The following is a 13,431-nucleotide window of genomic DNA, read 5'->3' on the forward strand; positions in this document are numbered from 1 at the left end:
ATCTATTTTTTAATGATTTTCGCATTCGCAGTTTTGTTGTCATTGGTTTTCACCACCACCAGATAGGCTCCCTGAATAAGGTTTTGGGTGTTGATCTTGGTGATTCTGTTTTTTGTTTTCAGGCTTTGCAGCTGTCTTCCGCCCATGTCGTAAATAATGATCTCAGCCTCTGACTTCCCATCACCCGGCTTCCAGCTTCCGGATTCCATTCCAATCTCTACATAACAGTAATCACTCACCGGATTAGGATAGATTCGAATATCCTGCTTCTCAATCAGCTGGTCAATCTGGCTGTCCCCCAGCTTCACAATTTTCCAGTTTTCTTTGCCGAGTTCTTCTGCGCTTGTTCCCGCCAAAACAATCGAACCGTCTTTGTTCAGCTTTAAATCAGATAATCTTTCTTCTTTCTGTCTTTTTTCACCTTTTACATATTTCCGCCACTGCTCGTTGCCATTTTGGTCAAGGTACAGCATCCAGAAGGTCTCGTCGTTGGCTTCTATTCTGCCTTCCGCCTGCGTATAACCGCCCAATAAGATGCCTTTGGTTGCATTCACTCCCTTCATCTCGCTTCCTGCTTCCCGTCCGCTGATCACATTCATTCCCATCAAGACATCGCGGTTTCCGAAATTGTAGGATTTCTGCCATAGTTCTTCACCTCTGGAATTTAAAGAGATGAGCCAAACATCCGTTCCTTCTTCAATTCCCACGGTTTTATTGCCTGATCTTTCTGATCTGGAGCTTCCGCCAATGATGTATCCGGATGAAGTAAACGCCAAAGTGGTTAAATGATCGTCACCCTTTCCGCCGAAATCCTTTTCCCATTCTATTTTTCCGTCTTTGTTAAGCTTAATGACCCAGTAATCGCCTTCCCCAAAGTTTTCGGTTTGCTTCACCACGCTTCCAGCGTCCAGCTTTTGGCTTCCTGCCACACTTCCGCTCCTTGAGTAGACTCCCAATAATGCTCCTCCGTCCGGAGTGGGAATCATTTTTTCCACCTCATCCAGACCTTTTCCGCCTAAAATAATCTGCGAGATTTCTTTCCCGTTTTTATCAAGCTTGATGACCGTCACATCTTTAGAACCGAAACCTTTAGGTGAATTTTTTACGCTTCCTGCCACCAGAAATCCGAAATCGGTGGTCTGAATAATGGCTTTTGCTTCCTCATCCTGAGCGGTTCCGATGGTTTTCTGCCAAAGCTCATCGCCAAATTCGTTCAGTCTTATCAACCAAATGTCTGATCCGCCTTTTGAATTGTCTTTTTTATCCGGTCCGGCTGTGGAAAACGTGGTTCCGACCACCGCAAAACCTCCGTCCTGCGTGCTGATGGTCGATTGGATGTAATCGTGGTTGTTTCCGGCGAAATATTTTTCCCAGACCTGTTCGCCCTGTTGGTTGAGCTTCACCAAATGAAAATCGTAGCCGTTGTTCTGCTTACTGCCTTCAGCTTGTAGCTTACTGCTTTGAATGCTGCTTCCGGTAATAAGGTATTGCTGATCAATAGTGGTGGTCACCTGTGAAAGAAAATCCTGGGTATTGGATTGGATGTCTTTCTGCCATATCACCTCCTGAGCCTGCGATACAGCCATGGTGCATACAAGAAATGCACCCGAATAGAGTTTTTTCATAGCCGTGTTTTTTTAATAGTTTATTTTTTAATTTTTCAAATATAAATGAATTTTTTGAATGCATAATTCACTGTGTTTTTTTACTGGTTTAAGATTGTTTCACGCAAAGATTTATTTTCAAAATGTTTAATTTTAAGATGCAAAGGCAATGAATTGCATCGCAAAGCTTGAAAATATCGCTTCATCAATCAACTTGTTGATTCAACTTTGCTCCTTATGAATAGCATTCTTTTTTTTAAAACTTTGCGTTAAATGATGCATCAAATGTCATGTAATAAAGTTTTATTTCACGCAAAGATTATTTTAATATGTTTTATTTTAAGATGCAAAGGCAATGAATTGCTTCGCAAAGCGTGAAAATATTTTGCGTTTAAAATATCGTCATTAAGTCTCCATATAATAAGTTTTTATTGTTACCTCTGCAAAGCTAAATCCTTAATGCGACAAAACTTGACGGGTTTGGAATGAATAAATATGACATTTTAATTTCTACCAATATTTTTGATCAAGTCACTATATTTCATAAAAAAATAAAATTTATAAAATAGTTTTAATAATTTAGTGTTCATGACAAAAACACCCCCGATGAACGAAAAACTTCTTCAGTATCTCTGGAACTACAAGATTTTTACAGACTATAATTTTAAAGATATAGATGGCAATTCTATTGAAATTATAGACTACGGAAAATGGAACTCAGATTCCGGACCGGATTTTCTGATGGCGAAGATTAAAGTGAATAATATAATTTTAGCAGGAAATATAGAACTCCATATCAAATCTTCTGACTGGATTTTTCATCAGCACTCTCAAAATCCGGATTATGAAAATATAATTCTTCATGTCGTTTTTCAGAATGATGCAGATATTCCGGAACTCAAAAGCAAAAATATTCCCACACTTGAACTCCAACATTATGCAGATGAAAATGTTTTCAGAAAATATGCAAAATTGATGGATGAGAATCAGTTTATTCCCTGCGAAAAAATTTTCAGCCCTGATAAAATCCCGGTAGGCTTTCACGAAGAAAATCTGCTGAGAAAGCTGGAAGAAAAATCTCTGATGATAGAACAGGATCTGAAGATTTATAAAAACAATTATGAAGCGGTATTGTTCCATCATGTTGCCTATGCGTTTGGTCTGAAAGTTAATGCAGCGGTTTTTAAACAACTGGCAGAAACGATTGATTTTACAATGATTAATAAAATCAGACAGAATAAAACGCAGCTGGAAGCGTTATTCTTCGGGATTTCAGGCTGGCTTCAGAATCCTGAAGATGAACCCTCCAAAATATGGAAAAGAGAGTTTGATTTTTTAAAAGCAAAATATAATCTTCCTGAAGTTACAATAGCTCCAAAATTTCTCCGTTTGCGTCCTCCAAATTTTCCAACGATTCGTTTGTCTCAGTTGGCAGATTTATATTTCAGGCATCAGAGTTTATTCTCAAAAATAATTTCAGCTAAAAATACAGAGGATATGTTTCATATCTTTAGCAATATAAAAGCTTCTGAATATTGGGATGATCACTTCAACTTTAGAAAGTTATCTTCCCTAAGCCATCCTAAAATTTTAACCTCCGATTTCATTGAAATTATCATTCTTAATGCTGTTTTACCAGTGAAATTTACTTATGAAAAATATCTGAATGAAAGCATTACAGATCGTATTCTCCATTTTTATATGGAAATTCCGGCTGAAAAAAATACCATCGTGCAGCAATGGAAGAATTTAGGCTTAAAAATTGATCATGCTTTAATAAGCCAAAGCCTGATTTATCACCACAAACATTTTTGTGAAGTGAAAAATTGCTTAAATTGCGGGATCGGATTTAAAATTTTAAAAGATTCTTATCATGTTTGATAATCTTCGCCACAAAATGGAACGTGAATGGTTCGGAGTTCTTACCAGAATGGGAGCCAAATTGGGAATTCCTGTATCTAAACTCAGGGTATTCTTTATCTATTCTACATTTGCAACGGCAGGATTTTTCTTTTTAATCTATCTTGGTCTGGCTTTCACGCTTTGGGTAAAAGATATTTTTATTACAAGAAGACCAAGTGTTTTCGACCTTTAAAGAGATGGAATTTTTGCAAATTACTTCAGCCGATGACTATAGAATCAGAAAGATATTTGATTCTTATTCTTCCACTTTTCCTGAAGATGAGAGAAGAGAATGGTTTCAGTTTGTTCGGCTTTTTGTGCATCCAAAAGTAAAAGTATTCTCTGTTTTGGATGAAGCTGAAAATGTTGGCTACCTGATTATCTGGGAACTTTCTCAGTTTACTTTTGTTGAGCATTTTGAAGTTTTTGATGAATTCAGAAATCGTAAGATGGGTTCTCATATTACAGAATTTTTACTGAAAAACTATCCGAGAATCATTCTGGAAATAGAACCGGAAAGCCTGAACGAAAATGCCAAACGAAGATTCTCTTTTTATCATCGGAACGGTTTCAATCTTATTGATGAGATGTATATTCAGCCAAGTTACGGTACCGGGAAGAAAAGTATTCAGCTTTGGCTTTTAGCCAATTATAAACCGGAGAATATTCAGCAGATAAAAGATGAAATTTACGATATCGTTTATCATTAATTTTGTTTAGAACCGGGGTGTTTTAGAGAACCTAAAAATTTCATCTGATTATTTCTGACCTTGCGGAGCTTTATAGGACATAATTCTCGTTAAGACCGCTCTCTGGAATCTCATCAGATCACCATCGGTCATATAGCCGTATTTCAGAATCTTTTTTCTTTCAAATCCTCCCTGAAGAACGTAGTTTACAAAATGGTAAATAAACGGCTGCTCAATCTGCAGATCAATAAAGTACTGGGTTCCCAATGCAGAAACAATATAGTTTGACATATCCAGATCATCCCATTTGTTTTTTACCTTTCCTATTGAGAAACCTTGTCCTTTTGGCTGTACAAATTCGCCGGGTCTTGCAGCCAAAATTCTTGGATCTGACTTTTGAGAGATATATTGGGCTATATCTTTTTTCAGTTTTGCTACTTTTTTAGATTCGTTGAGCGAGTTGGCATCACTCTTCAGATCTCCGGTAATTCCTTTTTTTATTTCAACTTCCTCAATTAAGGTTGCAGATCGTGTCATCTGAATATTTAAAGGAGACTTGGTATTTTCCGGGCTGACTTTCTGATCCAGTCTGTCAAAACCTACTTTTACAAATCTCAAAATGTCTCCCGCTCTTCCGGAAATCATAAAATGACCGTCTTTATTGCTGGAAACTCTTTCGTCAGTCCGGATATTGATCACGGTAACGTCAGTTATCTGTAAATTTTGTTCGCCTACAATTTTACCGAAAATATATTCCTGAGCATTGGCGTTTAGAGCGAAAAAACAAAGAAGAATAAAAAATAGTTTAATTTTCACAGATTATTGTTTTGATAGACAAAGCTAAAATTATTTTTCATTTTAAATTGAAGTTTAACCAGACTTAACGGCATTTAGGATTTTTTTTGATTGTGACCACAAAACTGTTAAAATATTGAGGTTCAAATGTTAAAATTTTAAGCTAAATTTTAATTAAATTGCACAAAATCTTTTACTTTCAAAATGTCAAATTCTTATACAGTCATCAATGCTTCTGCCGGATCCGGAAAAACGTATGCTCTTGTACAAAGACTGTTGATGATCTGTCTCAGATACCCCAATCAGCAGCAGATCATCAGAAATATTCTGGCTCTTACCTTTACCAACAAAGCAGCCAACGAGATGAAAGAAAGAATTCTTTCTTGGCTCGGGAAATTTACAGCAGACAATTATACGGATAATAATGATCTGAAAAATATTCAAAAAGCATTTGAAAATGAAGGTTTAAAGATAACATTGGATGAGCTTCATCATCGATCAAAAAAACTTCTGGATTATATTCTTCATAATTATTCCACATTAAACATCGGAACAATAGACCGGTTCAATTCAAGACTGGTGCGTAGTTTTTCTTACGAGCTGGGTTTGGCGAAGAATTTCAATCTGGAAATTGATGCAGAACCTTTTTTGATTGAAGCGGTAGATAAAATGCTGGATCAGATTGGTGAAAACGATAAGATTTCAGATTCTTTTATGGATTATGTAGATTACAGTCTTGATAATAATGAGAGAATCAATCTTAATAAAAATCTGTATGATTCTGCAAAAGAATTTGTAAAAGATATTCATTACGAACATCTTAAAGATAATAATGAATTTGATGATCACAATTATGAAAATATAAAAAACAATTTGCGAACAGAGATTTCTGATAATAAAAAAAGATCTTCAGCACTTGCTCTGGAATCTATACAATTATTTAAGAGCAGAAATATTGAGGTAGAAGATTTTGCGCAGGGAAAAAACGGACTGGGTGGTTTTTTTATAAAAGTGGTAGAATTTTATGAGAAAAAAAGACCGGGATTTCCTTTTCCAAGCTCAACCGAAGAATCTATTGTAGAAAAATACAGGAAAGGCTGTTCTGCAAAGTCCAAACATAAAGAAACGGATATTTCGGAAATTCTGGAACAGCTTCTTGAAAACCGGATGAAACTCATTTTATTGTACATTGAAACTCAAAAGAAGGAAAAAATTCTCTCGGCATTGCTTCCTTTAAAAGTGAATAAAGATATTCAGGATCAGCTTAAACAAATTGAAAGTGAAAATGACCTGGTTTTATTGTCAAAGTTTAATATTTTAATCAATGAAAATCTGAAAAACGAGCCGTCTGCGTTTATTTATGAAAAAGTAGGATCTCAGTTTCAACATTATTTTTTTGATGAGTTTCAGGATACCTCAGAATTACAGTGGCAAAATTTTGTTCCCCTGAGAGATCACAGTATTTCAACAGAAAATACTTCTTTTACTTTGGTGGGAGATCCGAAACAGAGTATTTACCGTTTTCGTGGTGGTGAAAGCAAGCTGATGCTTGATATTATCAATAATAAAGAAGTTTCACCTAAGCAGGCAGACTTGCTTGTGCTGAAAGATAACTGGCGCAGTGCAATAAATATTGTGAAATTTAATAATGAATTGTATCATTTTCATTCTCAGGATCTTCATGATGAGCACCGGCAGATTTTCGGATCTGATGGAGAACAGAATCCCAAATCTTCTATTGAGGGAAGAGTAAAAGTTAATTTGGTTGAAAATTTAACCAATGAAGAGTTTTACGAGGATGTTTCTGAAAAAATGCAGAAAGATATTCAGGAATGTCTGGATAACGGATTTCGTTTTTCTGATATTACCATTCTTTGCCGCGGAAATTTTGATATTTTTTCGTATTCACAAAAACTTGGAAACCTTAAAGTCAATTATAACGGCACAGAAACCAATATTAAGACTATTTCGGATAAAGGTCTTACGCTGGAATTATCAGATACCATAAAAGCGGTTGTGGAATTTCTGAAGTGGGAAACTAATCCTAAAAATAAACCTCATCTTATTATGATGATGTTTTATCTCAATAGGCTGGGAAGAATCATGATGCCGGATTTTACTTCTGGAATGAAAGAAGTTCTTTCATTGAATGAGCATGAACAAGTTCTCAGTTTTATAGAAAAAAAATATTTTTTACAGCTTAGACAAGATAAATTCCCGAAGTTTAATCTTTATAATTTTATAGAATATTATATCAACGAGTTTTCTTTTGAAAATAAAGAAACCGATTTTCTTCTGAACTTTTTGGAAATGCTTTTTAATTTCACACAAAATGCAGGAGCCAGTACCAAAGAGTTTCTGAAATACTGGGATGAAGAAGCTTCTAAGCATACCATTCAGGCATCGGAAAATATTGATGCCATTCAGATTATGACAATTCATAAGGCAAAAGGACTGGAATTTCCTGTGGTTTTTATTCCGATGATGAATAAGAATCGTGATTCTGAATTCAGTAACTGGTTTGAAACAGATGCCGAAAATGTTTTAAAATCGGTAAATATTAACCAATTCAGCAAAAATCTCGAAGCATACGATGAGGGGATTGAAAAATTTAATCTTGAAAACTCATATAAAAATCTGGTTGACAGACTGTGTTTGCAATACGTAGCAACGACAAGACCTGTAGAGCAGTTATTCTTTTATCTTCAGAAGCAAAACAAAACATCCAATAATCTGGAAATCCTGGAATTTGTTCAGTCTAAAAATCATCAGAATCTAGATGAGTTTGATCTTTATGAAACTGATCCTGAAATGCTGAAAAAACAAATTGATCATCCTTATTCTGAGTTTACAACACAAAATATTCAAAAGTTACGTAACCAACACGAAGAAACTGATTCTGTAAAAATAGCGACTCCGTCAAAAAACTATCAGGTAAGAAATGAAAACGTAAGAATCGGACTTTTTGTACATGAGCTGCTTTCTAAAATTAATAACCGAAAAGATATAGATAAAGTTTTGCAAGCCTATGTTTTGAAAGGTCAGATTACGCTTGATGAAAAAGCTGAGATTGAATCAGATTTAATAAAAATCATTACAACTTATTCTGAATTTTTTGATGAAAAATGGAAAGTCATCAACGAAAAAGATATCATGATTACTGAAAACGGAATCAGCCAAATCTATCGTCCTGATCGTATTCTGCAAAATGACGAAGGGTATGTTATTTTAGATTTTAAAACCGGTCAGCCAAAAGAGAAAGACGAAAGACAGATCGAAAATTATAAATATGTTCTGGAAAAGCTGGGTAGAAAAGTTTTGAAAACGAAGCTGATATATCTGTAAGTTTTGCTATTTCAAAAATTTCGGCGGAGCCAAAGGCTCCGCCGAAATTATATCCTTAAAGTATCTGTTTTTATGCCGTTGTATCAGGAGAAAAAACTCTTTTTGCCAATTCTTGATCAAAAAGGTACAGAGCAGAAGGATTGTCACAAACCATTTTGATTTTAGTAACCAACTGAGATGCGCTTGCCTCTTCTTCTACCTGCTCATTGATAAACCACTGTAAAAATGATGTTGTAGCAAAATCTCCTTCATCATTAGCGTTTTTAACGATGTTGAAAATGCTTTTCGTAACTTTTTTCTCATGCTCCAGAGCTTTCTCGAAAATATCTGTTGCACTTAAAAAGCTGTGAGGCGGTTTTGGAATTTCGCCTAAAATTATTTCCCCTCCAACATCATTCAGGTAATCAAACATTTTATCGGCATGCATCAGCTCTTCTTTGCTTTGTACACGGAAATAATTGGCAATTCCGTCCAGATCTTTTGCTGAAAACCAAGCAGACATTGAAAGATAATATTGTGCTGCATATTGCTCATGAGCTATCTGCTCGTTGATGAGCTGTGCAATTTTTTCACTTACCATAATATAAATTTATATTCAAAATTACTGATTAAAAGGCAAAATCAAAAGTTTTGGTTCAAATTTAGTTTTAGAATGAATACAAAAAGGACAGGAAAAAATCCTGTCCTCTAACATTAAAAATCAAAATTATAAACTCTCTAATTCAATTACATCGTCATACCTGACTGTCGTTTCTGCATCATTTTTCTTTCACCATTCGCTCTTTTTTCCTTCATCATTGCTTTTCTTTCCTTCATTTTTGCTTCTCTGGAAACCTGCCATTTTTCATACTGTTCATTAGAAAGAATGTTTTTCATCTCATTATCCATTTGCTGCTTTCTGGCTTTCATGCGTTCCATTTTTGCCTGTCTCTCCCCTTTGTTTTTCTCAAACTCAGCCTTCATTTCGGCTTTGCGTTTTTCGTGAAGATTTTTTATTTTATCAACTTGTGCCTGATTCAGGTTCAGTTCTTTCTGCATTTCAGCCATTCTTTCCTGTTCCTTCATCTGCATTTTTTGCTGCATTTCTTCTTTATTAAATTTTCTTCCATCCTGCTTTGTCTGCGCTATTGCTAAACTTCCTGTAGCTAAAAATAACGCTAATACTAATTTTTTCATGTGTTATGATTTATTTTGTTGTTATATCTTTTTGATAAGAAATTTTAGAAAAGGTTAAAAATTAAATTCATAAAATAAGTTAAATTTTATTGAAAAATATTTAATATATTGTTTTAATTAAAAGAGAGTGAATAAAAATATCCACTCTCAACACCACTCAAATATAATATATGAAAAACTAAAAAAACTAATTTCTTACTAAATTCCCTCTGAATCCGGAACCTCTTCCTTCACTTCTTTTATTTTCCTGTCTTGGAGTATTATTCTGAATTCTTGGGTTTGAATTTTCTCTTTTTGGCTGGCTTCTGAAACCATCATTATTTCTTGATGGTAAATTTTCAGTTCTCATTCCGCCATTGTTTCTGGGTTCGTTATTTCTGAATCCACTGTTATTTCTTACGCCATTATTAGATTTATTTCTAGATCCGCTGTTATCAGAATTTCTGAATCCGTTATTGGATCTTGTGCTTCCACTATCATTTCGGAATCCTGAAGAATTACCGTTTCCATTTCGGAACCCTGAGTTTTTTACGACATTCAGTGTAGGATTGTCTGCACGTCTGAAACTGTTTCTATCTACACGATAGATATTGATGTTTACATTTCTATAGCGCGGAGTTACTCTGAATCTCGGAGTATAATACGTTCTTCTGTAATTCTGAAAATAGACAATCGGATGAGTGCCCTGATAAAAATTATTCTGGAAAACTACAAAAACTCTCGGTCCTAAGATTCTTTCCATTGCATAATATCTGTCATAGTACCATCTGTCAGGATTGTATCTGTAGAAATTATTCCAAGCTGCAAAACTGGAGTATAAATTGTTCAGATACAGAATCTGGTCTATTTGCCAGCGATTGAGTCTGTGCTGTACAAAAAAACGATTCCAGTTGATATTGATAATGCTTTGTCTGTAGTCATTATAATAGCTTTGGTAATAATCCTGAGGATAATAATCTTGCGGATAGTTGTAATAATAGTCATCCGGAAAAAAGCTCCTGTCATCTTCATCACTGTAATACCCATCATTATTTCCGTAATATCCATCATTACCCCATCCGTTGTTTGGATATTGCTGAGCAAATGCTAAAGTTGCTAAGCTAAGTGCAAATCCTATAAATATTCTTTTCATTTTTTCAGTAATTAATTGGTTAAATAAAAACTTTCGTTCTTGTCTTTTTGATGCAGATAAAAAAAAGAAGTTAAATCCTAAGATAAAACTTCAATATGATAAATTTTTAAGTGATTGATAATCAGGTTAAATATTTTTCTAATTTCTTCCGCTGTCTTTTACCCAAGCTGATATTTTATTATTAAATTCTGAATAATTAATAATATTTTCCAGTTTTAAATGCATTCTGTATCGCCAATAGTGCGGAAATACTGCCGGATTATTAATTCTTTCGTTATCAATCTTTTCGTTAATGAGATTTTCATCTGTTGCAAAAAATTCCTGAATAGGGAAAATAGCCAACATTGCATCATTATAAAGATGCTGTTTCATGATGATTTCTGCCAAATATGGCTCCAGATTTTCTGGTGCTTTTCCAAACTGACCGAGCTGTTGATTAAAATATTTTTGAGTTAAAGATGGGTTTTCTTTCCACCATTGTCTGAGTGTTGAGCTGTCATGAGAAGATGCCGTCACAACATTCATATAATCAGCGCTTTTAGGATTATAAAACGGAATGTTTTCTGAAGGCATTCTCTGTACTTTAAGTGCAACAATGGCAAGCTCATCCATCACTTCAGGAACACAATCGGGAACCAGTCCCAAGTCTTCTCCGCAAATCAGCATATCGGTTGCATTCAGAATAACAGGAAGTTTTTCCATTGCACTTTGTTTCCATAAATAATCCTGACGTTTGAAGAAGTAATCCTGATATAATTCATATACAGAAGTTTTTTCCCAGTCAGAAAGAAAATGGTAAGACTCTGTTTTGAATGCATTAAATCTCGGATGATAAACCGTTTCTCCATTTCTCTCTTCGGTAAGAAACAATACATTGGCACAAAGTGTAATCAGTTGACCGGAAAAACTATCCATTTTACCCTGAAGGTGTTCTGAAATTTTTCTTTGTGTATTAAAATTTTCTTTAAACTGATAAGTACCATCTGATTTTCTTTCTAAAAAATCAAGTGCTTTTCCGGTCTGGTCTCCAAAATACTTCCATAAAATATCATCGTTGATATAAGGCTTGCAGTATCTTTCAAAATCAAAAGGAATATGACGGGCTTTAAACTCATCCCAAGTGACAGGAATTGCGGGATAAAAATAACCCAAAATACCTTGTGTTGCAGAAACCGGCATTCTCCAGATTCTGAAAAAACCGAGAATATGATCTATTCTCATGGCATCAAAATACTGTTCAAGAGCTTTGAAGCGGTTTTTCCACCATTGATAACCGTCTGCTTTCATCGCTTCCCAGTTATAAGTAGGAAATTCCCAGTTCTGACCAATTTCGGTGAACTGATCTGGTGGTGCCCCAGCCTGAAAATCCATTCCGAAAAGCTCAGGTTCGGTCCAGGCTTCTACAGAATACCGGTAGATTCCTATCGGTAAGTCTCCTTTCAGAGAAATGCCGAGACTGTGAATATATCCAACAGCATTTTTCAGCTGCTTATCAAGTTGATATTGTACCCACGAATGCAGCATGGCGGCATCATAATCTTTGTTTTTTGCATTAAAAAAAGGTGCAATTTTTCCGGCAATATATTTTTTGTGAGTTTTCCAGATATTATAATTCGGCGATTTATATTTATCTCTCAAAACACAAAAAGCAGAGTAGGGAAGGAGCCAGCTTTCGTTATCTTTAAGGAATTTTTTAAAATTTCTGTCTTTATAAATTTTCTCTTTCTCGGTAGTGAAAATAGACTTTAGATATTTCCACTTGGAAGCAATCATTTTTTCGTAATCAATGAGTTCTAACGAATTTAGATGTTCCTTTTCCTTAGCAAAACTCTCTTCTAAATTTTTTGGTATTTTAAAATCAAGATGTTCCAATGAAATATATTGCGGATGCAAAGCATACACCGAAACAGCAGCATAGGGATAGGAATCTGTCCATGTATAGTTTGCGGTGGTATCATTGATGGGCAGAATCTGTATAATTTCAAGCGAAGTATTCTTAGCCCAGTCAGCAAGTTTTTTCAAATCTAAAAATTCTCCGACTCCGAAACCCTCTTCTGTCCGAAGTGAAAAAACAGGTACAGCAACTCCCGCTGCACGATACATCTGGTAAGATTTAAACCTGAAATAATGATTAGACATCACCTGCAATACTTCTTTCTGGCTGTTGGGAAGTGCAGATCTGTTATCACCAGTTTCTACATCAATTATTTTCTGAAGTTTTTTGTCGAAAATACAGTACTTGTATTCAATAAGATAATTTTCAGGTATTTCAACTGCTGCTTCCCAAATGCCAAAATCTGTCTGAGTTAAGCGAATTGCTTGGTCATAACTCCAGTTTCCTAATGAGGGAGTGTTTCCAATGAGCGCAATTTCCCAATCAGGATTATAAAGCGGAGCTTCTATTTTAAAGAGATGCGTGTGTTTCTTTAAAATAGAATTTTTCTTTGACGCTTTTTGCTGGAGTTTATTTTTTAAAATTTTATTGTTGAGATAATTTTCCGGAAGGTTTTTGGAATTCCATTCATCAAAAATCAGGAATTCTTTATAGTTGTGAGGGAAAACATGGTAGTGCTTTACGGGTTCTGCTCTAAGAATTTTTCCTTTGTCATCAGTTAACTGATAGTGATATTCTATATTTTTAGAAAAAAAATCTATTTCGCATTTCCATTCACCATTTCCGGTATGAAACATTTTGTGGACTTTTTCTGCAGTATCTTTTTCATGGCTGATAAGCTCTAGATTTTCACCCGGTTTTGTGTAGTAATTAAGGTTAAAATACAATTTCATC

The 13,431-nt window shown here is 34.9% G+C and carries 10 protein-coding genes; 4 read left to right on the top strand and 6 right to left on the bottom strand.

Annotated features, from left to right (window positions below; all coding sequences use genetic code 11):
- Positions 1-2 precede the first annotated feature (2 nt).
- Positions 3-1,625 (bottom strand): T9SS type A sorting domain-containing protein, encoded by a 1,623-nt coding sequence (locus FOL89_RS14435; RefSeq protein ID WP_144283503.1) that lies wholly within the window; start codon positions 1,623-1,625, stop codon positions 3-5.
- Positions 1,626-2,210: 585 nt separating this feature from the next.
- On the opposite strand from FOL89_RS14435, the gene FOL89_RS14440 reads away from it, so the two are divergent.
- The 3 genes from FOL89_RS14440 to FOL89_RS14450 are packed head-to-tail and all read left to right on the top strand — an operon-like array spanning position 2,211 to position 4,216.
- Positions 2,211-3,485, top strand: a complete 1,275-nt coding sequence (locus FOL89_RS14440) for a DUF2851 family protein (RefSeq protein ID WP_144283553.1) — start codon at positions 2,211-2,213, stop codon at positions 3,483-3,485.
- On the top strand, positions 3,478-3,699 hold the full coding sequence (locus tag FOL89_RS14445; protein WP_076449725.1) for a PspC family transcriptional regulator: 222 nt from the start codon (positions 3,478-3,480) through the stop codon (positions 3,697-3,699). Before FOL89_RS14440 ends, FOL89_RS14445 begins: the two co-directional genes overlap by 8 nt.
- A gap of 4 nt (positions 3,700-3,703) precedes the next feature.
- Entirely contained in the window at positions 3,704-4,216 is a 513-nt protein-coding gene (locus tag FOL89_RS14450; RefSeq protein ID WP_144283504.1) for a GNAT family protein, read from the top strand.
- A gap of 48 nt (positions 4,217-4,264) precedes the next feature.
- Here FOL89_RS14450 and FOL89_RS14455 read toward each other — a convergent pair whose 3' ends face one another.
- Entirely contained in the window at positions 4,265-5,011 is a 747-nt protein-coding gene (locus tag FOL89_RS14455) for a hypothetical protein (protein ID WP_144283505.1), read from the bottom strand.
- Between the two features lie 183 nt (positions 5,012-5,194).
- Here FOL89_RS14455 and FOL89_RS14460 point away from each other — a divergent pair, with 183 nt between their 5' ends.
- Complete coding sequence (locus FOL89_RS14460; protein ID WP_144283506.1) at positions 5,195-8,335, top strand: UvrD-helicase domain-containing protein; 3,141 nt, start codon at positions 5,195-5,197, stop codon at positions 8,333-8,335.
- Between the two features lie 70 nt (positions 8,336-8,405).
- Here FOL89_RS14460 and FOL89_RS14465 read toward each other — a convergent pair whose 3' ends face one another.
- From FOL89_RS14465 to FOL89_RS14480, 4 genes are all read right to left on the bottom strand, one after another.
- Positions 8,406-8,915: a ferritin gene (locus tag FOL89_RS14465; RefSeq protein ID WP_144283507.1), complete on the bottom strand. Its 510-nt coding sequence runs from the start codon at positions 8,913-8,915 to the stop codon at positions 8,406-8,408.
- Positions 8,916-9,061: 146 nt separating this feature from the next.
- Complete coding sequence (locus FOL89_RS14470) at positions 9,062-9,511, bottom strand: hypothetical protein (RefSeq protein ID WP_144283508.1); 450 nt, start codon at positions 9,509-9,511, stop codon at positions 9,062-9,064.
- A gap of 187 nt (positions 9,512-9,698) precedes the next feature.
- The gene (locus FOL89_RS14475; RefSeq protein WP_144283509.1) at positions 9,699-10,643 is read right to left on the bottom strand and encodes a hypothetical protein; all 945 of its coding nucleotides are present in this window, start codon (positions 10,641-10,643) and stop codon (positions 9,699-9,701) included.
- 138 nt (positions 10,644-10,781) lie between these two features.
- Positions 10,782-13,430: a 4-alpha-glucanotransferase gene (locus FOL89_RS14480; RefSeq protein WP_144283510.1), complete on the bottom strand. Its 2,649-nt coding sequence runs from the start codon at positions 13,428-13,430 to the stop codon at positions 10,782-10,784.
- Position 13,431: the final 1 nt, after the last annotated feature.

The sequence above is a fragment of the Chryseobacterium echinoideorum genome, from assembly GCF_007474535.1.
Classification (GTDB): domain Bacteria; phylum Bacteroidota; class Bacteroidia; order Flavobacteriales; family Weeksellaceae; genus Chryseobacterium; species Chryseobacterium echinoideorum.

Excerpts from the sequence above, each read along its gene's own strand:
- FOL89_RS14435 (WP_144283503.1), bottom strand. The coding sequence starts at position 1,625 with ATGAAAAAACTCTATTCGGGTGCATTTCTTGTATGCACCATGGCTGTA.
- FOL89_RS14440 (WP_144283553.1), top strand. The coding sequence starts at position 2,211 with ATGAACGAAAAACTTCTTCAGTATCTCTGGAACTACAAGATTTTTACA.
- FOL89_RS14445 (WP_076449725.1), top strand. The coding sequence starts at position 3,478 with ATGTTTGATAATCTTCGCCACAAAATGGAACGTGAATGGTTCGGAGTT.
- FOL89_RS14450 (WP_144283504.1), top strand. The coding sequence starts at position 3,704 with ATGGAATTTTTGCAAATTACTTCAGCCGATGACTATAGAATCAGAAAG.
- FOL89_RS14460 (WP_144283506.1), top strand. The coding sequence starts at position 5,195 with ATGTCAAATTCTTATACAGTCATCAATGCTTCTGCCGGATCCGGAAAA.
- FOL89_RS14465 (WP_144283507.1), bottom strand. The coding sequence starts at position 8,915 with ATGGTAAGTGAAAAAATTGCACAGCTCATCAACGAGCAGATAGCTCAT.
- FOL89_RS14470 (WP_144283508.1), bottom strand. The coding sequence starts at position 9,511 with ATGAAAAAATTAGTATTAGCGTTATTTTTAGCTACAGGAAGTTTAGCA.
- FOL89_RS14475 (WP_144283509.1), bottom strand. The coding sequence starts at position 10,643 with ATGAAAAGAATATTTATAGGATTTGCACTTAGCTTAGCAACTTTAGCA.
- FOL89_RS14480 (WP_144283510.1), bottom strand. The coding sequence starts at position 13,430 with ATGAAATTGTATTTTAACCTTAATTACTACACAAAACCGGGTGAAAAT.